The sequence below is a fragment of the Ochrobactrum sp. SSR genome (assembly GCF_030067775.1).
GTDB lineage: Bacteria > Pseudomonadota > Alphaproteobacteria > Rhizobiales > Rhizobiaceae > Brucella > Brucella teleogrylli.
The window spans coordinates 1,264,388-1,283,860 of sequence record NZ_CP125970.1 but is presented as its reverse complement, the minus strand read 5'-3'; the positions used below and the strand labels follow the sequence as shown (position 1 = coordinate 1,283,860).

Sequence of the window (19,473 nt, the reverse complement as noted above, 5' to 3'; positions counted from 1 at the left end):
CCAATATGGTGTCTTTTAACGTAAATTCAACCGATGAAACCTGTCGATTCGAACAGTTGCGACAAACATATGACAATCACGCACATACCGTATCGCATTGCCGTCGATGGCGGCGGAACCGGATGCCGGGCGGTCCTGACGGACGAAGCCGGGACTATTCTCGGCCGCGCCACCGGCGGGCCGGCCAATATCGGCGCCGATACGCCGGGAGCACTTACGCATATAATAGAGGCAGCGGAACAGGCCGCTGTGAATGCGGGACTGGGCGTTGCGATATTAAGTGAGGCGCGCGCGGTGCTTGGGCTGGCCGGGGCCAATTCGCTCGCCAACCGCGAGGCGCATTATAATGCGCTGCCATTCGGGCAGGTCAGGATCGTGTCGGATGCGGTGACCGCGCTGCAAGGCGCGCTCGGCGATGGCGACGGGGCCATGGTCATTGTCGGGACTGGCTCTGCCTTTATCAGGCGAACCGGCGAGACCATTGAGATTGTCGGCGGGCGCGGCTTCATGCTGAGCGATCACGCGGGCGGCGCGCGACTGGGGCGCGAACTGCTGGAAGAAGCACTGCTCGCCGCCGATGGCATGGCTGCGCGCAGCGGATTGATCGATGCCGTATTGGCGCAGTTTAACAATGACGCGCGTACGATAACCGCTTTTTCTCGGAAGGCGACGGCCGCTGACTATGCCACCTTCGCGCCTTTGGTCTTCGAATGGGCCATGGAGGAGGATCCCCTCGGCCTTTCAATCACCAAGCGGGCCTGCGATTTCATCCGTCGTGGACTGGATCGTTTGGACGTAGAGAAGCTTGGCCGCTTCAGCATGACGGGCGGACTGGCGAACGCCTATGCGGCGCTAGCGTTTCTGCCGCACCGCGCACTTTATAAGCAGCCGCTCGGCGACGCCTTACAAGGCGCATTGGCGTTGGCCATGAGAGACGACTAATAAGATGAGCCGCCAGGGGCAAAAAGACTTGTCGCAACGCGGTTTAGTCGCTACGTTTTTTATCTGAAAGTCTCGCAGGGGTGGCATGCTTACCAAGAAAGGCAAATACGGCCTGAAAGCCATGGTTCATCTGGCGGGAATAGCCGATGGACAACTGGCCTCAGCCAGTGAGATCGCCGAAAAGCATCATATTCCGCGGAAGTTCCTCGACAATATCTTTACCGAACTGCGCAATGCCGGTTTCGTCGTCAGCCGTAAGGGCAAGGGCGGCGGATTTTGTCTGGCGCGTCCGGCCAATGAAATCGCCATCGGCAATATCATTCGTGCGCTGGATGGCGCGCTGGCGCCCATCGCCTGCGCAAGCAAGACCGACTATCACCCTTGCGACGATTGCGACGAAGAAGAATGCGAAGTGCGCCTGATGATGCTGGAAGTGCGTGAGGCCATTGCCAATGTGCTGGACCACCGCACGCTTGCCGACAGCAAGACGCTCGCCTCGCTGTCGGTTTAGCATCTCAATCAAGCCGCAACCGACCAGTTCGGAAACGGATCGGCCAGAGCCGACCAGCGTTCCGGCGCAAAGGTTTCGTCTTCCACCAGACATGTATCGAGTTCGGCGGTCAGCGCTTCCTCGCGCATCGGATCAACGCCGATAAAGACGATCTCCTGACGGCGATCCCCCCAGACCTTGTGGAAATACGGCGCCATCGCGCTCGTCCAGCCCGGTTCCGTCGGCCAATAGTTCTTCGGCACCGCCGACCACCAGCGCCCGCGCTTGGCCGTGTGCACCGATGCGCCTGCCTGGCTGATCTCGCCGACGAAATCCGGCTGGGTCGCCAACCAGAAGAAACCCTTGGCGCGAACAACGCCCGGCCAGCTCTTATCTATAAAGGACTGAAACTTTGCCGGATCGAAAGGCCGCCGCGCGCGATAAACGAAGGAACGAACGCCATATTCCTCGGTTTCCGGCACATGATTGTTGAAGCCGTAAAGCTCCTTATACCACAGCGGATGTTCATGCGCCTTATTGAAGTCGAACAGGCGTGTATCCAGAATGGCATCGAGCGGAACCTGCCCGAAATCAACCTCTTCGATACGCGCATCGGGATTAAGCGAGTGAATGACCTTGCGGGCCAGGTCGCGTTCTTCCGGCGAGGCCGTCGAAACCTTGTTCAGCACCACGACATCGGCAAACTCGATCTGCTCGACCAGCAGATCAACGAGAGTGCGTTCGTCCTCATCGCCCAGCGACTCGCCCCGATCGCGCAGAAAATCATTCGACGCATAGTCCTTGAGCAAATTGGCCGCGTCCACCACTGTCACCATCGTATCGAGCCGCGCCACATCGGTGAGGCTCTTGTCGTTCTCGTCGCGAAACTCGAAGGTCGCGGCCACCGGCAGCGGCTCCGCGATACCCGTCGATTCGATCAGGAGATAATCGAAACGCCCCTGCTCGGCCAGTTGCGAGACTTCCTTCAGAAGATCGTCGCGCAACGTGCAGCAGATGCAGCCATTGGTCATTTCCACCAGTTGCTCTTCGGTGCGCGAGAGATTGGCCCCACCTTCGCGCACCAGTGACGCATCGATATTGACCTCGCTCATATCGTTGACGATGACCGCCACGCGACGATTTTCGCGATTGTTGAGCACATGATTGAGAAGTGTCGTCTTTCCGGCACCGAGGAAACCGGAAAGAACCGTAACGGGAAGCCTTTTTCTCATGACACCGTTCCTTGAATTCAGAGGTTGGGTTGGGGTCAGTCGTGCTGATGCTGATCGAGATTGAAGGTCAGCGTGGTGAAATAGCTGAGCTTGTCGGCATCGCTGGAATCCGTCGTCGGGCTGGAGTGAGCGGCCCCGATGACATTGAGACCCGCATTGCGGATTTTGATCGTTGCGATGCCCTCGGCATTGGTTTTCACCGGCGCGGCGTGGCTGTCATTGACATAATCCGCTGTGACGGAAACGCCTTCCACCGGGTTGCCGTCGAAAAGAACCTGCACCGGCAATTCGCTGCCCGCCGTCAGGATTGTCGGGTCCATCAGGGGCACGATTTCGAATGGCAACCCCTGAGCCTGTGGCTTCTTGCGCAAATGATCGAGGATCGCGACTGCAAATTTCTGGCTCTTGCTGGTTTGCTTTGCGCCCGGCACTTCGGCTTTCGACTTGTTGACCCATTTGCCATCCGGACCTTCGGCCCAGAAACCGTTATCAAAGGTTCCGCTGATCACCACCGCATTTTTCGGCACATCGAGAAGGGCATGGTCATCCTGCCGCCTGATCTCGACGGCGACTTTCTTGCCATCGACATCCTTTGCCGACACCGCCTTGAGCTTCTGCGGATCGTAAGCCTCGTCGGTTGCGCCGTGACCGTAGACCACGGCCTGCGTGCCGTGGCGCTCGGCGATCCAGATACCATGAGCGCTGGCGGCAACCGGCGCCACCAAGGCCACCGCCAGGCCGACCGACCACAGTTTTGCGAAGTGACGCATCTCTTTTTCCTATATGTTATATCATTACATTATGGGTTCAAAAAACAGGCGGCAGCGCCGCCTTCGACGGATCATCCTGCGTCGGGCCATTCGAGGGATGGCCCGACGCCGTTACGGTTGCCGGCAGGCTGACGGGCAACCGCAGCTGTCAGGAAGACAGGCAGGCTTTCAGCGAATCCGCCAGATTGCGGATCAGCTGCGGATAAAGATCGGGGCCGTCCTTCAATTCAGCACCAAGCGGGTCCAGAACGCCGGTCTTGGCATCGGTTCCATCGATGACCGTATTGACGAGCTTCGGTTCGAACTGCGGTTCGGAGAACACGCAGGCCACCTTGAGCGATTTGATCTTGTCGTGGATTTGCTGGATGCGGGCCGCACCGGGAGCCTTTTCCGGGCTGACCGTGATGGAACCGGCTGCCTTCACATCGAAGCGATTTTCAAAATATTGATAGGCATCGTGGAACACGACAAACGGCTTGTCCTTCACCGGCTGCAATTCCGTCGCGATATCCTTGGTCAGCGCATCCAGCTTTTCGGCATAGGCCTTGGCGTTCTGCTCATATTGCGCGGCATGGGCCGGATCGCTCTCGCTCAGAACCTTGGCAATATTGGTGACCAGCACCTTGCCATTCTGCGGATCGAGCCAGAAATGCAGATCATATTCGCCGTGGCCATGATGATGCTCGTGCGCGCCTTCGCCCGCTTCAGCAGCGTGATCGTGACCGGCTTCCGCTTCCTTCTTGTCGCCGTCATCGTGGTCATGCCCATGCGCATGGTCGTGACCCTCATGACCTTCGCCTTCATGGCCATGGTCATGCGCCTCGAACGGCCCGCCTTCGCGGAATTTCAGCCGGGTCAACCCTTCCGATTCCCCGAGCGCCACAACCTTGGCACCCTCGCCCAGCGTATCAATCGGCTTATCCAGAAAGGTTTCCATCGACGGGCCTGCCCAGAAGATGACCTTGGCATGTTCGATAGCCTCGGCATCCGAGGGCTTGAGGCTATAGACATGCTCCGAGCCTGCGCCCTGCACGATCAGTTTCGGCTCGCCGACGCCCTGCATGACTGCGGAAACAAGCGAGTGGAGCGGCTTGATCGAAACGACGACACCGTCTCGGTCTGCGGCAAAAGCAGTGCTGCCGAGACCGGCTAGAAATGCGGAAGCGAGCAGCAGGGAACGCAAATGTTTCATATTATCTCTCTTGAATGAGCGGGGTGAGCGGCATATCTGGTGATATGTTATTTTATTACATCAGTTGCGTTATGCTATAACGTCTGCCATAAGGTCTAGCAACCCCTTTTTGGAGAAATTCACCCGGCATCTTTTTGGCGATATCGCATTCATCCTGAAATTGCTGTCCTGTGTGACAGCTTGGGCAGGTGGATTTCACAAACGGGATATGGCGTTGCGCACCGCCCGAAAAAGACACTGGGAAAAACTCCGAATCGGCAGATGATCCGTTGGAATGCGCACTAAGCGAAATGAAGATGCAGGCAGCGAAAGCCCCGATTGCAATGGCCAGAAAGAATAGAATCCCCGCCGACAGGGCGCGGGAAACGCTGATTGAACTGAAAAACGCCGGTGTTTATCGCGACGGGCGCTGGCTTGTGCGCAATGTCGATCTGAAAGTCGAGCGCGGCGAGATCGTCACGCTGATCGGGCCGAATGGCGCTGGCAAAAGCACCGCGGCCAAGATGGCGCTGCGTATCCTCAAGCCCGACGAAGGCCAGGTGATCCATAAGCCCGGCCTGCGCATCGGCTATGTCCCGCAGAAGATCAACATCGACCGCACCCTGCCGCTTTCGGTGGAGCGTCTGCTGACGCTGACCGGCCCCTTGAGCAAGCAGGACATCATGGCGGCCCTTGAAGCAGTCGGCATCCCGCATCTTTTGAAAGCGGAGACAGCCCATCTTTCCGGCGGCGAATTCCAGCGCGCCTTGATGGCGCGGGCGCTGGCGCGAAAACCGGATATCATGGTGCTGGACGAACCCGTGCAGGGCGTGGATTTTTCCGGCGAGGCCGCTCTTTATGAACTGATTGCGCGGCTGCGCGACGAAACCGGCTGCGGTGTGCTGCTGATCTCGCACGATCTGCATCTCGTCATGGCGGCAACCGACCGGGTCATCTGTCTCAACGGTCATGTCTGTTGCAGCGGAACCCCGCGCGACGTGACGGCAAGCCCGGAATATATGCGCCTGTTCGGCAGTCGCGCTGTCGGGCCGCTCGCGGTCTATGAGCATCATCATGATCACACGCATCTGCCTGACGGGCGCGTGCTACACAGCGATGGTTCGGTGACGGATCATTGCCATGCCGATGACGGCCATCATCATGAGCATGAACATGCGCACGAACAAGGGCACGAGCATCACCACCATCATCACGGGAAAGGCGAACACCGTGCTTGACGATTTCTTCACCCGCGCCTTGATTGCCGGCATCGGGCTGGCGCTGACGACCGGCCCTCTCGGCTGCTTCATCGTCTGGCGGCGCATGGCCTATTTCGGCGACACCATGGCCCATTCCGCCTTGCTCGGCGTGGCGCTGGCGCTCATCTTCGACATTAATCTGATGATTGGCGTCTTCGCTGTGTCGGTCGCGATTTCCGCGATCCTGCTGCTCTTGCAGCGCCGCCACACATTGTCGGCGGATTCGCTGCTCGGCATCCTGTCCCATGCCACATTATCGCTCGGTCTCGTGATCGTCGCTTTCATGACGTGGGTGCGTGTCGATCTGCTTTCCTTCCTGTTTGGCGATCTTCTGGCCGTTTCACGGCTGGATATCGTCTATATCTATGCGGGCGGGGCATTCGTGCTTGCCGTGCTGGCCTGGTTGTGGCGACCCATGCTGGCCGCGACCGTCAGCGAGGACATTGCGCGCGCCGAAGGCATGAACCCCGCCGTCTCGCGCGTCATCTTCATGCTGCTTCTGGCCATCGTCATCGCCATTGCGATGAAGATCGTCGGCATTTTGCTGATCACATCGCTGCTGATCATTCCGGCTGCAACCTCCCGCCGTTTCGCTTCAACGCCCGAGCAAATGGCGGTGCTTTCATCACTGATCGGCGCGGCTGGCGTGGTCGGCGGGCTCTACGGCTCCATTCATTTCGACACGCCGTCAGGCCCTTCCATCGTTGTCGCTGCGCTTGCTATTTTCATTTTCAGTCTTCTGCCCTTACATAAGAGAGCAGAGGCCCCATCGAAACGGACTGCTGAACAATGAGCACGCATAACCACCATCACCACCCGCAACAGGATCTGACCCGCAACCAGACCCTCGTTTTCGATGCTCTGTCCAAGGCGGAAGGGCCGCTCAGCGCCTATACAATTCTCGACCAGTTGCGGGATGACGGCTTTCGCGCGCCGCTTCAGGTCTATCGTGCGCTGGAAAAGCTGCTCGATTATGGGCTCATCCATCGCCTCGAAAGCCTCAACGCTTTCGTTGCCTGCGCGCACCCGCAATGCCACCAGCAGGGCCTCGTCGCTTTTGCGATCTGCGAGAAATGCGGTCAGGTGACGGAATTTTCCGACGCGGCGATCGAAAATCTCGTCAGCGCCTGGAGCCTGCAAAGCGGCTTCAAGTCGCGCAAGACGACGCTTGAACTGCGTGGTCTGTGCCAGTCCTGCGGCGATCACTAACCCTTTGGAAGTAAGGTTTTCTGGCGGTCAGACTTTAAAAGTAACGCTTCGGAAATCGAAATCTGCTAAAAATACCTATTCAGGGGATTAGTGGGTAAGATTTTCATATGGCGCGCATGAAGTCGCCGCAGGAGCGGCGCAAGGAAGAAAGACAAAGGACAAGGTTACGTTCGGGAAAACTTATAGACCTGGACGGGCAGTTTATCGTTGAGTGCCAGTTCAGCGACTTGTCTCCCCATGGCGCCAAGCTTAGAACCATCGAAACACCTGCCCTGCCCGACCGGTTCTGGCTGTTCGACGATTATTACAAGCGCGCGCTGCTGGCCCGCATCGCCTGGCGCAATGGTCGCGAAATGGGCGTCGAACTGATCACCGATCCAACGGTCACGCCGCTGGATGCCGAACGTCTCGCCCAGCTTGGCGGAAAATATTATTCGCTGTGAGCCGCCTGCCCATCATTGATATTGGCATTGGCTTGCTTTCCGGGCGTCTGGTGGGCTGGTGCTGTCGATGTCGGCTCACCGCGCATGTTCATGGCGCGGATTTCTTCAGCCGAAATATAGTTGAACTGCTCGACCAGCAGGTCCTTGATCACCGGCTCGGGGAACCGCCCGTTCAGGTCTGAGATGATCGAGGCGCGCACGTCCTCGAACTGCACTTTCTCCACCTCTTTCGTATCCGAATAGCTGCCATAGAACTTGCGGAAAATCTCGTCGCTGATGAAAAGCTCCAGCGGCACGCTGAGCTTCTTGCGGATATTCGAATCGACCGTATAGACGAGCTGCGTCACGACATAGCCAGCAACCGCGCCATTCGAAATGATCGGCACACTCATCACGTCCGTCTTAACGTAATCCACGCCGCCGAAGCCGCCGACAGCGGCCTGCGCCTCACCGGACGATGACGCGTTCTGACGGGTCGCCAGGAACAACGACCCGAAGGCGACAGCGCAAATCCACAGGCCAATGACGAAAATGCGGATCATCGCGCGTGACCGAGCCTCGCGCTCTGCATGGAATAGGTGCCATCGGCTTCTTGCGTTTCCAATGCGCTGCGGATCACATCGGCGAGTTCGCCGACCGCGCGCAGATGCAGCTGCAACGCTTCGCAGTTCTTCTCAAGCTTCTGCTTCAGGCTGTCGAGCAGCGGCTGCAAGCCTTTCAGCGTCGCAGGTTCTGCCAGAGCGGCAGCCTTCTTGATCGCCTTGTTGAAATCATAGAGACCGCGGCTTTTGCGTGAATTGATTTCTGCGAGATCGGGATTGCCGCCTTCCATCAGAAGGCGCGTTTCAGTCTCGATGACATCCTCAAGACGCTGGATGGCGCGAACCACCGGCTTCAAAGTCGGGTTTTCTACCGGTTCCATTGCCAGTTCCGGCTTCGCCAGATCATGCACCTGTTCGCTCGCCTTCGCGAGAACCAGCGATTCTTGCGGGGGCAGGCTGGTTTCAGAGCTTGTCTCGGTCATTTCAAGGGTTCCTCAATTTCGGTGGACGTCACGTCGCGCGCTGCGGTTTATCGTTCAGCCGCGCGCGCTATCCGCGTCGTCGTTTTTCTCAAGCTGCTTTTGGATGAGCGTGCGTTCGAACCCGTGTATCAGATCGTTCGAAACCGCATCGTTGCTCATAGTCTCTCCCAGATTGTTGATCACATCTCCTAGTGCTGCAGTGGTCGGCGCATCTGCCCGCCCTTTGCGCGCCGCCTGCTCCTCAAGCAGTCTAGCAATGCCGACACCGCCGCCATCCGCCATCTTGTTCGCCATGGCTTCCGCCATCATCGACTTCCAGTAGTCACCCGCGATGCCCTTGCCGAAAGTCGCTGTCGTGTCACTGGTGAACATCGACTGGACAAAGGATTGCAGCATGAAGGCCTCGAATTTCCGATAGGCCGGATTGATCGTATTCTGCGCGTCGGGCCGCATAGTCACGCCCGCCGAAAAACTATCGGAAAAGCTTGCGAAATTATCCCGCGTCAGTCCCGTACCGGACGACGCCATCGCCGTTTGCATGGTGCCGGAGACCGACTTCAATCGCTCCGCCGCCATGCGATAGGCCTGCGGATCGGCCGCGCGGGCCACATCCATCACCAGATCCGACGGCGGGTTGATCGCCATGCAAGGTTTCCTTCTTCATCCTATGAGTGCACCATAATGGGTCAAACTTGACTGAAACTTGTGGACGAGTTCAGCGTGGCCCAGAAGGCGCTTTCGTGGTTTTCCGGCTAACGAATTCCTCGATCAGACTGGCCAGTTCGTGCCGGTCCAACTCGCTTCTGGCTTCTTCCAGCCGATCTTCCAGCAGTTCAACCCGCCGTTGTTCCTTCAAAAGCGCGCCGCGCTCTGATTCGAGCCGTGATTCGAGCGCCGCCGATTCGACTGCATTCGCACCAAGACGCTTGATGAGCAGCGACGGATCGATATCGAAGACAGCGCCGTCATATCGACGGTCCTGCATGGCGATGAGGGCCAGACGCTCCTCCTCCAGCGCAAGCTTGCGCGCATTGGAAACGGCCAATGCTGATTCGAGCCGGGCGCTGCCCAGTTTCTGCAAATCGATCAGCTTCTTGAGATTGCGTGTGTTGGTCTGGGCCATGGCCACCTCAAAACAAAGCGCGCATTTGCGTGGCGGTTTCGTTGGTGAAAAAGCGCAGCAGTTCCGGCAGGATGAAATAGACCACCAGCAGCCCGCCCCCAGCACGAAGGGCATCGACACGAAATAGATCGGGATCGACGGCGTCAGCTTGTTAACAAGACCGATCGCGAAATTGACCAGAATCGCAAAGACGATGAATGGTGCTGCTACGCGCAGTGTCGCCATGAAGGCCGACGACAGCGCATCGGTAAAATCGATCATCGCCGCGTCCGGGCGGAATCGCCCGTCCACCGGAATGGCGGTATAGGAATTGAGCAGCGCGCGCAGAATTTCCAGATGCATGTCGGTGACGAAAAACAGCAACAGCGCGCTGAAGGTCACGATGGTGGCAAGCGTTGCCTGCGGCTCTGATTCGGTGATCGCATCGGCGGGTGAGCCACTAAAGCCAATGGCCATCGCCATGGTGTTGGCCATGAATTGCAGCGCCCAGAAATAGATATGCGCCAGAATGCCAATCACCGCGCCGATGAACATCTCGCTCGCTATCAGGCGAAACAGGGTCCACGGCGCGCCGCTGTCGACAGCCGTGACAATGCGCGGTAAAACCAGCGGCAGCACCGCGAAGGAGCACGCCAGCGCGATGAAGAGCCGGACCTGCAACGGAATACGCGCGCTCGAAAGCCCCGGCATCAGCATCAGGCATGCGCCGACCCGGCAAAAAGCCAGAACGGCTGCCAGAATGATGTCGTTGAGCGGCAGTTGCGCGATCGGCACTCAGGCCCCTTTCCGCGTTTCAATCATATAACCGTCCTCCTGATCCCTCGTCCTTCGATCCTTCGAGACGGTTCCCTTCGCTGCGCTCAGGGCACCTCCTCAGGATGAGGGGAAGTCTGGCGCCCCCGCCCCTCATCCTGAGGAGACCCTCCGAGCATAGCGAAGGAGGGGCGTCTCGAAGGACGAAGGATCGAGAGGGCGAGGGGGCGAGGAAATCAAAGAACCGAACCTACGAAACCGCGCCGAGCGACTTCACCTCGACGCCGCGCGCGATTTCGACATGCGACAGCACCGGCAGGGTTGCGAACAGGCGTTCGATGATCATCCGGATATAGGGCCGCGCTTCCGGCGACGATACGAGAACGAATCGCTCGCCATTGTCGAAATGCTTGCGAATGACGGTCGATGCTTCCGTACCGAACTGTTCCAGCAGGCGCGGGTCGATATCGAACTCGACGATTTCGCCCTTAGCGTCTCGCTTGAGGCTCTGGTGGAACACCAGATCCCAGCGATTGCCGAGACGCAGCACATTCAGCACGCCATTGTCGGAAAGGTCGCCGCAGATTTGCTGCGCCATGCGCATGCGCACATGTTCGACAATCATTTCCGGGCGGCGCACCATCGGCGCAATTTCCGCGATGGCTTCGAGAATGAGGTGCAGGTTGCGGATAGAAACCCGCTCGGCCAGCAGAAGCTTCAACACCGCCTGCAAACCGGAATAGGAAATATGCGCCGGGCTGATATCTTCCACCAGCTTGCGATATTCCGGCCCCAGACGATCCAGCAGAATGCGCATATCCTTGTAGGACAGGAGCTGCGCCAGATTGTTGCGCACGATTTCGCTGAGATGAGTGAGCAGGACGGAGAGATTATCAACCGTCATATAGCCATCACGGCGCAAATCGGAAGCGAAGGTTTCCGGCACCGAATAAGCGCGCATGCCGAAGGCGGGCTCGCGCATTTCCTCGCCGGGGATAGACGGGATCGGACGCTCGCCCAGCACCACCAGAATTTCACCGACGCGCAATTCATGGCTGGCCACCGCCGTGCCGTGTATCTTTATGCGATAGCTTTTCGGCGGCAGGGCAAGGTCGTCCGTCACCTTGATTTCAGGAATCACGAAGCCGTATTCCTGCGCGAATTTACGGCGCATCTTGTTGACGCGATGCGCCAGCTCCTGCTGCGACGCCATCAGGCGCGCGGAAAGCTGCTTGCCGAGGCACAGTTCAATCTGGTTGGTTTCGAGCGATGCCTTGACGGAATTGCGCTCCTGATCCGCGGCCTCGCGCTGCTTCTTGTCCGCCTCAGTGGCTTCCGCCTCGCGCTGGCGCGCCTGGCGGCGGGGCACAGCGATACCGATGAAGGCCATTGCGCCGCCCAGCATGAAGAACGGAAATGCCGGAAGACCCGGCATGATGCCAAGCACGAACAGCAGCATCGACGCGACCAGAAGCGCCTTTGGATAAGCGCCAAGCTGGCCGAAAATCGCCTGATCGGCTGAGCCCCGGGTTCCGCCCTTCGACACCAGAAGACCGGCGGCGAGCGAAACAATGAGGGCTGGAATCTGCGTGACGAGACCGTCACCAACTGACAGCTTGGTGAAGACGTCAGCGGCGTGGGAAATGTTCATGTCATGGCGGGTGACGCCGATGATGATACCGCCGAAAATATTGACGGCAGTGATGATCAGACCGGCAATGGCATCGCCGCGCACGAATTTCGAAGCACCGTCCATGGAACCGAAGAAGGAGCTTTCTTCTTCCAGTTCGCGGCGGCGGCGCTGCGCTTCCTTTTCATCGATCAGGCCCGACGAAAGGTCGGCATCAATGGCCATCTGCTTGCCGGGAATGGCGTCGAGCGTGAAGCGCGCGCCCACTTCCGCGATACGCGTCGCACCCTTGGTGATGACGAGGAAGTTGACGATGATCAGGATGCAGAAAACGACCAGACCGATGACGAAATCGCCGCCCATCACGAATTGCGAGAAACCGTGGATCACATGACCGGCGGCCAGATAGCCTTCATTGCCGTGGGTGAGAATCACGCGCGTCGTCGCAATATTGAGCGAGAGGCGCATCATGGTCGCAATCAGGAGGACGGTCGGAAAGGCCGAGAAATCAAGCGGCCGCTGAATCCATAGCGCCACCATAAGGATAAGCACCGAAAAGGCGATGGAAAAGGCAAGACCGATATCCAGCACCACAGCTGGCACGGGCAGGAACAGCACCGTCAGGATGATGATCATGCCTGCCGCCAGCCCCATATCGCTGCCGGTCAGAAATCCGCTTTTTATGAAGGGTTTAGCCGTTGCCTGCTGCACGTCCGTCTCCTGTTACGAAGCGGATCTTAGCTTGCGAAGCTTGCGCGAAACCTGAAAGGAGGAGAGGTAGAGCATTTCCAGCAAAAGTGCGCAGCGGTTTTGCGTAGGATAATGCGTAAAAACAAATAGATAGAGCGGTTCCCCGATTCCGTTTTAACCGGAACCGCTCTAGAATCCCTTTTCGATGCGCGAATAGACGAGCAGCGTAAAGGAATTGATCTGCGCGCCGACGAAAGGCGCGGTGACAGCCAGCACGACGAAAATCACGACGATCTTCGGAACGAAGGTCAGGGTCATTTCCTGCACCTGCGTCAGCGCCTGAAACAGCGCGATGCCGATACCGATCAGCATCGCGGCCAGAACCGCCGGGCCGCTGGCCATCAGCACGGTCCAGACTGCGGAATTGACGATATCCAGCGCATCGGCTTCGTTCACCGGGATCGTCCTTAGCTGACCTTGACGCCCTGACCGATGGTGACGGTCTTCCCGTCTTCCAGCTCGGCGAGCATGCCAGACTGCTGGATCGTGACCGATTTCACCACGCCGGAAATCGTGCCGTCGGCACTGGTCACCGTGCGGCCAATCCAGCCCTCGGCCTGCGACAGCGACGAGTTGGCGATCAGCGTTTCCAGCTTGGAATTCATCTGCACGGACTGCTCGACACCCGAAAAGGTCGCAAGCTGCGAGACATATTGTGTCGCGTCCATCGGTTGCGTCGGGTCCTGATTCTTCATCTGGGCGACCAGCAGTTTCAAAAACGAGTTGTAATCGACATCCGCCTTCGCCGCCGAGCTGGCGCTCGACGAATTGTTGGTATTGGTCGTGGTGTTGCCGACCGGTGGTGTCGTAGTCATAGGCTTGTCTCCCTGGCCTCAGCGGCATTCCTGACCGGCGGCACGGCGCTTTGTTCCGGCATCAATTCCGCCTCGCGCGGATATTGCGCGCGGATGGTTTTCAGCGCTTCGAAAATGCGCCCGTTATGCACCAGCTCGTCAACGATCTTCAGCGCGTTCAGGATTGCCGGATCGGAAAACGCCTTGAACATGCCTTTCAGCATTTGCGCAAAGGTTTGGCGCGCCTGATCGCGCAAGGAAGGCTCGATGAGCATCATCTGCGCGGCAAAATAAAGCTGGCGCAGCGGGGTCGTCGTCTGGTCCGGCTGGAGCACATGGTTTTCCAGAAGGAACGTCGCATCGTTGAGCAGTTCCAGCGATACCTTGCGGTCGGCTTTCAGCACGGCGCCGTTGATATAGATCTTCTCGCCAGCCCGAAGCGACAGGCGGATTGCCGATTTACCGTTGGCCGCCATCTTAAAGACCGTCCCGGATCGACCGCGTGATCTCGATCAGCGTATCGTAATCATTGCTCTCGCCCTGGCGAATGCGCTCGATTTCCTTGAGCACGAAAATGCCCACGGAAATGATGGCGGCCTTCAGCTCTTTCGGCAGTGCGTTTTCTTCCGATCCCAGATCGTCGATGATCGTGGTCCAGAGCCGCATTGTGAAATAACCGGCATCAATGGCTTCGCGCGAACCGGCGCCATTGGCCTTGGCTGCTGCGAGCATGTCAATCGAACGGTCGAAAAGCATCCGTTCGCGGTCCTTGGCGCTCGCCATATCGTCATTCATGACATCTTCGTAGCGCAACTGATACATGTCGTCTCCGCTAGAGCGCCTTTGAACTGACCAAATCAGATCGGCGCTCTAAATGGTTGGTCTTACGCACATCTTATCCGAAAACCGTTTCACACTTTTCGGGATGTGCTCTTATGGGCATCATCTGCGCGGATCGCCTCATGCCACCGCCGTTATGATGCCGCCCGCTTTATTTTAAATAGTTAAGCAGGCTCATGCTCTGAAGCTGAACCGTCAGCTGATACGAGGTCTCGATCTGCGTCTTCAGATTGTTGACGCGGGTCGCCGCCTCGTAAGGATCGACTTCTTCAAGATTGAGAACCGACTGGTTCAGGATCTTCTGCTGTGCGTTGATGCGCGTGACGGCCTGCGAGGTGCGCGACTGGGCGAGACCAAGCGCGGTCTGTTCGGACGTGGTCTCGGCGATGGCCTGCGTCGTCGTCTGCATCGCATGGGTGGTCAGCGCCTGAAAGGCCGAATTGTTGAGACCAATAGTAGAAAACTCGGCCATCATCGCAAGCGACATCACCGTCTTGCGAAAACCGTCGGCATTGGCGCTGATCGATGTATCGGCTGTTTCAGTCGGCGAAATACGGCTCTTGATGACAGTATCCGATGCATCCGACCAGTTGGCGTCCCAATTGGCATCGTTGAACTGGTCAGCATAATCGCCTTCCAGAAACGCCGTCATCTGGTCGGCGGTAATATTGGCGACCTGCGGATCATCCACGCCAAAGCCGAAATGCGCCGTGAAAGCGTCGCGGATAGCCGTCTGCGCCGCGCCGCCCTCGGTATAGTCTGCGAAGGGCTTCACATCGGTATTGACGCCGGAGAAGATATATTCGCCGTTATAGCTCGTATTGAGCAGACCTGTGACGCTGTTCAGGATCGACCGCGCCGAGGCGGCAATGGTCGAGCCGCTCTCGCTGGTGCTGGTGGCGCCGGTGAGATTGGCCAGAAAATCCTGCGTATTGTCGATGATCGCGCTCGTCGCCGTCTGCGTCGTGGTCATGCGCTGCTGCACGAGATTGTTCATGTCCAGCAGCACGGTCAGGCGGTCATATTCCTTGCGCAGGGAAACGCTCTGCCCCGATTTGGTGCCAAGCGCCAGCCCCACGTCGAAGACGGTTCCCGTCGTTGCTTCCTGCTGGGCCTTGACCAGATCGGCCTTGCTCTTGCTGACAAGCGCCCGAAGGGCGGCAGCTGCACCATAGTTGGAAACTGATTGCGCTTTCATGAGCCTCACACCGCCGCGAGCAAATCGTCGAGCATCGCGCTGACCGTCGTCAATACGCGGCTCGATGCCTGATAGGAATGTTCCAGATCGAGAAGCAGCGCCATTTCGGTATCGATATTGACACCGTTGGCGTTGGACATGGCCTGATCGGCCTGGGTCGCTACCGTCTGGTTGTAGTTATATTCGTTGTTGGCCGTCTGACGCTTGCCTTCAAGCCAGCTGACCGAGGACGAACCATAATCCGTCAGGCTCGCATTGGCCTTGAGCCCGGCTGCGGCGTCGAAGGAAAATGGCGTCGAAAATGCTTCGTTCAGCGCCAGCAGACGGTCGGTGAAACCGGCGGCGTTTTCCGCATTATAAACATAGTCGGCGCCATTGGCGCCACCGTCACGCAGGTAGGTCGGGCTGCCGCCCTGCGCGGTGACGAATGCGGAGGAAACCTTGATCGAGCCTGCAATGCCAGAGGTCAGGCCAGCGCCCGGCACTGCTGGCGAACCAGACCAGCCGAACAGGCCGGTTTGATCCGCGCCGCCACTGCCGGACTGGTCCGATTCGGAAAACATGGTGACAAGGCCGCGTGCGATCTCGTCAAGCTGCATCTGGTATTGCGGCGCAATCTGATCGCGCAATTGGAGAAGCCCGCTGAGACGACCCGTGCCATAAGGCTGGTCGAAAGTATCGTGGCTGAGCGGCACGCCATCCACCAGCACGGCATTACCGGCTGTGCCAGCCGTCAGGCTGCCCGATGGCGCAAAGGTCACCGTGCGTGCCGTGGTCTCAAACAGCGTCACGCCATTATCGGCGAAAATGACCATGTCATTGTCGCCGCGCGTCATGGTGGTGATGCCGAGTTCGCCGGAAATCTGCTTGAGGAGCGAATCGCGCTGATCCAGCGCATCGGACACGTCACGCCCGGCGCGCGTGCCGCTGACCACATCCTTATTGACCTGTTCGAACTTCGACAGAAGATCGTTGATACTGGCAACCGACAGCGCGATTTCGCTATCGGCATCCTCGCGCAGCGTCTGCACCTGCTTGGTGCCGTCATTCAGCGCATTGGCAAGCGCCTGCGCCGTCGACACGACGCTATCGCCGAGCGACGAATTGGACGGCGATGCCGCATAGGTCTGGAGCGCATCGCGCAAATCGCCCATCAGCGCCGATGGCGAACCGGAATAATTGTCGGCGGAATAAATCGACGAAAGGCGGTCAAGACCGCTTGCGAGAGCCGACGAAGAGGCCGCCGTGCTGTTGGACTGGATGTAGCGATTGAACAGCGCTTCATCCGCCGAACGGGTGACATTCACATAAAGCGAGCCATAAGGCCCGGAAACGAGGGAAGCAGTGCGGCGCGAATAGTCGGGATCGTTCACGCCAGCAATATTGCGCGAAACAACCGATGTCTGCTTGGACGTGGCCGCAAGCGAACTCTTGGCCGTCGATAGAGCAGAACTAAGTGACATCCTTTTCCCCTCATCCAAATCGCAAACCGCGACCCGTAATGTAAAACACGGCGTTTGCGGGAAAGTCGCCCTTCCCGCAAACGCTCAAACTATCTCTTCAGATTGACCAGAACGTCCATGAGTTCGGAGCCGGTCTGGAAGACTTTCGAATTGGCCGTATAGCTGCGCTGGGCTTCGATCATGTCGGTCAGCTCCTGCGCGATATCGGCGTTTGATTCCTCAAGCGAGCCCGACATGATCTTGCCCATGCCATCGCCCTGCGGATAGCCGACCCTCACCCCGCCTGATGCGGCGCTTGGCGAAAACACGTTGCCGCTCACCACCGTCATGCGGTCGGGGCTGGCCACGGTTGCCAGCGGCAGACGATAGAGCACCTGCTGCGAGCCGTTTTCATAAATCGCAACGACCGAACCGTCCGCGCCCACATCGACGCTTTGCAGCGACGATGGCGCCTGACCGTTGATGGTGGCCTGCGAGATCGTGTAGTTGCCTGTACGCGCCGTCGACGCGCCGAGATTGAGATCGAGCGTACCGCCATTATAGCCGGTCAGATCGACAGAAATATTGCCGCCGGAAACCACCGCGCCCGTCGCGGGATCGAAGGTCAGCGTTCCCGTGCCGATTTCAACATTATCGGCAGCGTTCTTGACCGAGACCGACCAGGTATCATCCGCGTTCTTGGTGAAATAGACGTCCAGCTTCACCGCCTCACCGGCATTGTTGTAGGAGATGAGCGACGTCTTGTGGTTATAATCGCCTGCCGTCGCAGGGGGCGTGTCGGTCGTCGGCAGGTTGACCGTGAAGGTGCCGTTCGTGCTGCCGATTGCCGTAAGGTCCGGCGCATTGACATTGACGATCGAGAGGCCGTTCAGGTCTGGCGCGACATTGCCGTCAGCCGATCCGAGCAGGTAATAGCCCGCCGTATTGACCAGATTGCCATCCTTGTCCGGCACGAACGAACCCGCGCGCGTCAGATAGGTTGCGCCATCCGCGCCCTGCACGAGAAAATAGCCGTTGCCGTCAATGGCAAGGTCGGTCGTGGACGACGTGGAGCGGATGCCGCCCTGATCCGAAATACCGTAACGGACCGAAGTCAGCACGCTACCGGAATTGTACTGGCCGCCACTGCTCGGCAGAACAAGCGAGGAAAACTGCGTTTCGGCGCGCTTGTAGCCGATCGTGCTCGCATTCGCGATATTGTCCGCGACAGCCGAGAGACGGTTGGCCTGGGCATTCATGCCCGAAACACCCGTCCGCATCATACCGTAGAGACTCATTGCCAGCTCCTGAGAATTTTAGCCGAGAATTTTAGAACTTGTTACGATTCTAACGTGCCATGCTTGCGTGAAGCTGTAGCTTCGCGAGTTTTTTGATTTTTTACCGGGCATGCAGCGCAGCTTTTGAGAGACGGAAACCCGTTTTAAAACTGCCCGAAGCCTTGAACGCGGAACACAAGCAAACCATTCACACAATGAACGGGGCACTACTCGATGCTGATGCAGTAGCCGAGGAAGCGCTTGGAATCGATGGGATCGAAACCAAGCTGCTCGCGCAACTTCTTGCGCAGCTTGCTGATGTGGCTTTCCACGACGTTTTCTTCGACTTCACTGTCGAAGATGCCGTAGATCGCACCGAAAATCTGCGCCTTGTTGATGCGGCGACCGCGATTGGCGATCAGATATTCCAGTATGCGGCGCTCGCGGCGCGGCAGCGGAAAATCGACGCCATTGATCTGCGGATCGCGTCCATCGGAGAAAACGCGGATCGGGCCAAGCTCAGTGCCGGTTTCCGCAACGCTCTGCGCGCCTGCGGCGCGGCGGCGGATCGCGTTGATGCGGGCGAGGATTTCGCGCACGTGGATCGGCTTGCGAACGACATCGTCAACCCCGGATTGAAAAAGCTCCAGCGTATGCTCCAGCGAGGGACGGTCGTTAAGGGCGATGACGGGGGCCTTGCAGCGTTCACGAATTCGGGCAGGAAGACGATGCTGGGTTGCGCATTCGCCAATGAGGAACGCTTCGACGGCCATAATATCCTGCCGCGGAACGGTCTCTACCCATTCATCGAAATCTGCCGGTGTGAAGCCCGTCGTCGTGATGCCTTCACGGCCAAACCAAGAGGCATAGCCTTCAGTGACAATATCTCTGTCATCCACGACGACAATCATCGGCCCGCCTTCCGAATCAATATGTTAGCCCAAGCAAGACAGAGGTAACTGGCGGAGTGACTCGGCGACAATGGCAAGAAATTGCCCGCAATAAATTGGGAGGAATTTTAGCATTAACTAATTTTATGGGAATCGTGCAGATTGCATTGCACCCGACAATGATAGTGAGCCGAACCTTAACGATAGATTAACGGCTCACGATGTTTTACGATTCA

Annotated in this window: 22 protein-coding genes and 1 pseudogene; 6 read left to right on the top strand and 17 right to left on the bottom strand. The window is 58.2% G+C overall.

Annotated elements, in window-relative coordinates:
- Positions 1–69: 69 nt before the first annotated feature.
- Both QLQ11_RS17445 and QLQ11_RS17440 read left to right on the top strand, forming a co-directional pair.
- Entirely contained in the window at positions 70–942 is an 873-nt protein-coding gene (locus QLQ11_RS17445) for a BadF/BadG/BcrA/BcrD ATPase family protein (RefSeq protein WP_109367861.1), read from the top strand.
- Positions 943–1,027: 85 nt separating this feature from the next.
- A complete protein-coding gene (locus QLQ11_RS17440; protein WP_109367862.1) occupies positions 1,028–1,453 on the top strand; it encodes an Rrf2 family transcriptional regulator in 426 nt (141 codons plus the stop codon).
- A gap of 8 nt (positions 1,454–1,461) precedes the next feature.
- Here the strand turns inward: QLQ11_RS17440 and zigA are convergent, their stop codons facing one another.
- The 3 genes from zigA to znuA all read right to left on the bottom strand — a co-directional run bounded on the left by zigA (position 1,462) and on the right by znuA (position 4,626).
- Positions 1,462–2,664 carry a zinc metallochaperone GTPase ZigA gene (gene zigA / locus QLQ11_RS17435; protein WP_109367863.1) on the bottom strand — a complete coding sequence of 401 codons (1,203 nt, stop codon included), beginning with the start codon at positions 2,662–2,664 and terminating at the stop codon, positions 1,462–1,464.
- A 35-nt stretch (positions 2,665–2,699) separates the two neighbouring features.
- On the bottom strand, positions 2,700–3,434 hold the full coding sequence (locus tag QLQ11_RS17430) for a DUF4198 domain-containing protein (protein ID WP_109367864.1): 735 nt from the start codon (positions 3,432–3,434) through the stop codon (positions 2,700–2,702).
- A 148-nt stretch (positions 3,435–3,582) separates the two neighbouring features.
- Positions 3,583–4,626, bottom strand: coding sequence for a zinc ABC transporter substrate-binding protein ZnuA (gene znuA, locus QLQ11_RS17425; RefSeq protein ID WP_109367865.1), 1,044 nt, complete (start codon positions 4,624–4,626; stop codon positions 3,583–3,585).
- A gap of 323 nt (positions 4,627–4,949) precedes the next feature.
- Between znuA and QLQ11_RS17420 the strand changes: the two genes are divergently transcribed.
- The 4 genes from QLQ11_RS17420 to QLQ11_RS17405 all read left to right on the top strand — a co-directional run bounded on the left by QLQ11_RS17420 (position 4,950) and on the right by QLQ11_RS17405 (position 7,516).
- A complete protein-coding gene (locus QLQ11_RS17420) occupies positions 4,950–5,843 on the top strand; it encodes a metal ABC transporter ATP-binding protein (protein WP_109368044.1) in 894 nt (297 codons plus the stop codon).
- On the top strand, positions 5,779–6,657 hold the full coding sequence (gene znuB / locus QLQ11_RS17415) for a zinc ABC transporter permease subunit ZnuB (RefSeq protein WP_371835976.1): 879 nt from the start codon (positions 5,779–5,781) through the stop codon (positions 6,655–6,657). The genes QLQ11_RS17420 and znuB overlap by 65 nt, the downstream gene beginning before the upstream one ends.
- A complete protein-coding gene (locus tag QLQ11_RS17410; protein WP_109367867.1) occupies positions 6,654–7,073 on the top strand; it encodes a Fur family transcriptional regulator in 420 nt (139 codons plus the stop codon). Before znuB ends, QLQ11_RS17410 begins: the two co-directional genes overlap by 4 nt.
- A gap of 107 nt (positions 7,074–7,180) precedes the next feature.
- A complete protein-coding gene (locus QLQ11_RS17405; protein ID WP_109367868.1) occupies positions 7,181–7,516 on the top strand; it encodes a PilZ domain-containing protein in 336 nt (111 codons plus the stop codon).
- On the opposite strand, the gene QLQ11_RS17400 is transcribed toward QLQ11_RS17405, so the two are convergent.
- From QLQ11_RS17400 to ftcR, 14 genes and pseudogenes are all read right to left on the bottom strand, one after another.
- Complete coding sequence (locus tag QLQ11_RS17400; RefSeq protein WP_109367869.1) at positions 7,504–8,058, bottom strand: hypothetical protein; 555 nt, start codon at positions 8,056–8,058, stop codon at positions 7,504–7,506. The genes QLQ11_RS17405 and QLQ11_RS17400 overlap by 13 nt on opposite strands.
- Complete coding sequence (locus QLQ11_RS17395; protein WP_371830822.1) at positions 8,055–8,438, bottom strand: flagellar protein FlgN; 384 nt, start codon at positions 8,436–8,438, stop codon at positions 8,055–8,057. Before QLQ11_RS17395 ends, QLQ11_RS17400 begins: the two co-directional genes overlap by 4 nt.
- A gap of 156 nt (positions 8,439–8,594) precedes the next feature.
- A complete protein-coding gene (locus QLQ11_RS17390) occupies positions 8,595–9,185 on the bottom strand; it encodes a rod-binding protein (protein WP_109367871.1) in 591 nt (196 codons plus the stop codon).
- A gap of 70 nt (positions 9,186–9,255) precedes the next feature.
- A complete protein-coding gene (locus QLQ11_RS17385; RefSeq protein WP_109367872.1) occupies positions 9,256–9,663 on the bottom strand; it encodes a hypothetical protein in 408 nt (135 codons plus the stop codon).
- A gap of 7 nt (positions 9,664–9,670) precedes the next feature.
- Positions 9,671–10,437 (bottom strand): annotated as a pseudogene (gene fliR / locus QLQ11_RS17380) (flagellar biosynthetic protein FliR).
- A gap of 229 nt (positions 10,438–10,666) precedes the next feature.
- Positions 10,667–12,757: a flagellar biosynthesis protein FlhA gene (flhA, locus tag QLQ11_RS17375; RefSeq protein WP_109367874.1), complete on the bottom strand. Its 2,091-nt coding sequence runs from the start codon at positions 12,755–12,757 to the stop codon at positions 10,667–10,669.
- 168 nt (positions 12,758–12,925) lie between these two features.
- Positions 12,926–13,192 (bottom strand): flagellar biosynthesis protein FliQ, encoded by a 267-nt coding sequence (gene fliQ, locus QLQ11_RS17370; protein WP_109367875.1) that lies wholly within the window; start codon positions 13,190–13,192, stop codon positions 12,926–12,928.
- An 11-nt stretch (positions 13,193–13,203) separates the two neighbouring features.
- The gene (gene flgD, locus QLQ11_RS17365; RefSeq protein ID WP_109367876.1) at positions 13,204–13,611 is read right to left on the bottom strand and encodes a flagellar hook assembly protein FlgD; all 408 of its coding nucleotides are present in this window, start codon (positions 13,609–13,611) and stop codon (positions 13,204–13,206) included.
- On the bottom strand, positions 13,608–14,066 hold the full coding sequence (gene flbT / locus QLQ11_RS17360; RefSeq protein WP_109367877.1) for a flagellar biosynthesis repressor FlbT: 459 nt from the start codon (positions 14,064–14,066) through the stop codon (positions 13,608–13,610). Before flbT ends, flgD begins: the two co-directional genes overlap by 4 nt.
- Position 14,067: 1 nt before the next feature.
- On the bottom strand, positions 14,068–14,412 hold the full coding sequence (gene flaF / locus QLQ11_RS17355; RefSeq protein ID WP_109367878.1) for a flagellar biosynthesis regulator FlaF: 345 nt from the start codon (positions 14,410–14,412) through the stop codon (positions 14,068–14,070).
- Between the two features lie 169 nt (positions 14,413–14,581).
- A complete protein-coding gene (locus tag QLQ11_RS17350) occupies positions 14,582–15,628 on the bottom strand; it encodes a flagellar hook-associated family protein (RefSeq protein WP_109367879.1) in 1,047 nt (348 codons plus the stop codon).
- 5 nt (positions 15,629–15,633) lie between these two features.
- Complete coding sequence (gene flgK, locus QLQ11_RS17345) at positions 15,634–17,091, bottom strand: flagellar hook-associated protein FlgK (RefSeq protein ID WP_109367880.1); 1,458 nt, start codon at positions 17,089–17,091, stop codon at positions 15,634–15,636.
- 89 nt (positions 17,092–17,180) lie between these two features.
- A complete protein-coding gene (locus QLQ11_RS17340; protein ID WP_109367881.1) occupies positions 17,181–18,368 on the bottom strand; it encodes a flagellar hook protein FlgE in 1,188 nt (395 codons plus the stop codon).
- A gap of 206 nt (positions 18,369–18,574) precedes the next feature.
- Positions 18,575–19,258, bottom strand: coding sequence for a flagellar transcriptional regulator FtcR (gene ftcR / locus QLQ11_RS17335; protein WP_109367882.1), 684 nt, complete (start codon positions 19,256–19,258; stop codon positions 18,575–18,577).
- Positions 19,259–19,473 lie beyond the last annotated feature (215 nt).

What these genes read in the sequence shown, in the direction of transcription:
- zigA (WP_109367863.1), bottom strand. Translation starts at nt 2,664, where the DNA reads ATGAGAAAAAGGCTTCCCGTTACGGTTCTTTCCGGTTTCCTCGGTGCC.
- QLQ11_RS17400 (WP_109367869.1), bottom strand. Translation starts at nt 8,058, where the DNA reads ATGATCCGCATTTTCGTCATTGGCCTGTGGATTTGCGCTGTCGCCTTC.
- flbT (WP_109367877.1), bottom strand. Translation starts at nt 14,066, where the DNA reads ATGGCGGCCAACGGTAAATCGGCAATCCGCCTGTCGCTTCGGGCTGGC.
- QLQ11_RS17440 (WP_109367862.1), top strand. Translation starts at nt 1,028, where the DNA reads ATGCTTACCAAGAAAGGCAAATACGGCCTGAAAGCCATGGTTCATCTG.
- QLQ11_RS17420 (WP_109368044.1), top strand. Translation starts at nt 4,950, where the DNA reads ATGGCCAGAAAGAATAGAATCCCCGCCGACAGGGCGCGGGAAACGCTG.
- QLQ11_RS17385 (WP_109367872.1), bottom strand. Translation starts at nt 9,663, where the DNA reads ATGGCCCAGACCAACACACGCAATCTCAAGAAGCTGATCGATTTGCAG.
- ftcR (WP_109367882.1), bottom strand. Translation starts at nt 19,258, where the DNA reads ATGATTGTCGTCGTGGATGACAGAGATATTGTCACTGAAGGCTATGCC.
- znuB (WP_371835976.1), top strand. Translation starts at nt 5,779, where the DNA reads ATGCGCACGAACAAGGGCACGAGCATCACCACCATCATCACGGGAAAG.
- QLQ11_RS17390 (WP_109367871.1), bottom strand. Translation starts at nt 9,185, where the DNA reads ATGGCGATCAACCCGCCGTCGGATCTGGTGATGGATGTGGCCCGCGCG.
- QLQ11_RS17340 (WP_109367881.1), bottom strand. Translation starts at nt 18,368, where the DNA reads ATGAGTCTCTACGGTATGATGCGGACGGGTGTTTCGGGCATGAATGCC.
- znuA (WP_109367865.1), bottom strand. Translation starts at nt 4,626, where the DNA reads ATGAAACATTTGCGTTCCCTGCTGCTCGCTTCCGCATTTCTAGCCGGT.
- QLQ11_RS17445 (WP_109367861.1), top strand. Translation starts at nt 70, where the DNA reads ATGACAATCACGCACATACCGTATCGCATTGCCGTCGATGGCGGCGGA.
- QLQ11_RS17405 (WP_109367868.1), top strand. Translation starts at nt 7,181, where the DNA reads ATGGCGCGCATGAAGTCGCCGCAGGAGCGGCGCAAGGAAGAAAGACAA.
- flaF (WP_109367878.1), bottom strand. Translation starts at nt 14,412, where the DNA reads ATGTATCAGTTGCGCTACGAAGATGTCATGAATGACGATATGGCGAGC.
- QLQ11_RS17350 (WP_109367879.1), bottom strand. Translation starts at nt 15,628, where the DNA reads ATGAAAGCGCAATCAGTTTCCAACTATGGTGCAGCTGCCGCCCTTCGG.
- flgD (WP_109367876.1), bottom strand. Translation starts at nt 13,611, where the DNA reads ATGACTACGACACCACCGGTCGGCAACACCACGACCAATACCAACAAT.
- QLQ11_RS17410 (WP_109367867.1), top strand. Translation starts at nt 6,654, where the DNA reads ATGAGCACGCATAACCACCATCACCACCCGCAACAGGATCTGACCCGC.
- QLQ11_RS17395 (WP_371830822.1), bottom strand. Translation starts at nt 8,438, where the DNA reads ATGGAACCGGTAGAAAACCCGACTTTGAAGCCGGTGGTTCGCGCCATC.
- flgK (WP_109367880.1), bottom strand. Translation starts at nt 17,091, where the DNA reads ATGTCACTTAGTTCTGCTCTATCGACGGCCAAGAGTTCGCTTGCGGCC.
- QLQ11_RS17430 (WP_109367864.1), bottom strand. Translation starts at nt 3,434, where the DNA reads ATGCGTCACTTCGCAAAACTGTGGTCGGTCGGCCTGGCGGTGGCCTTG.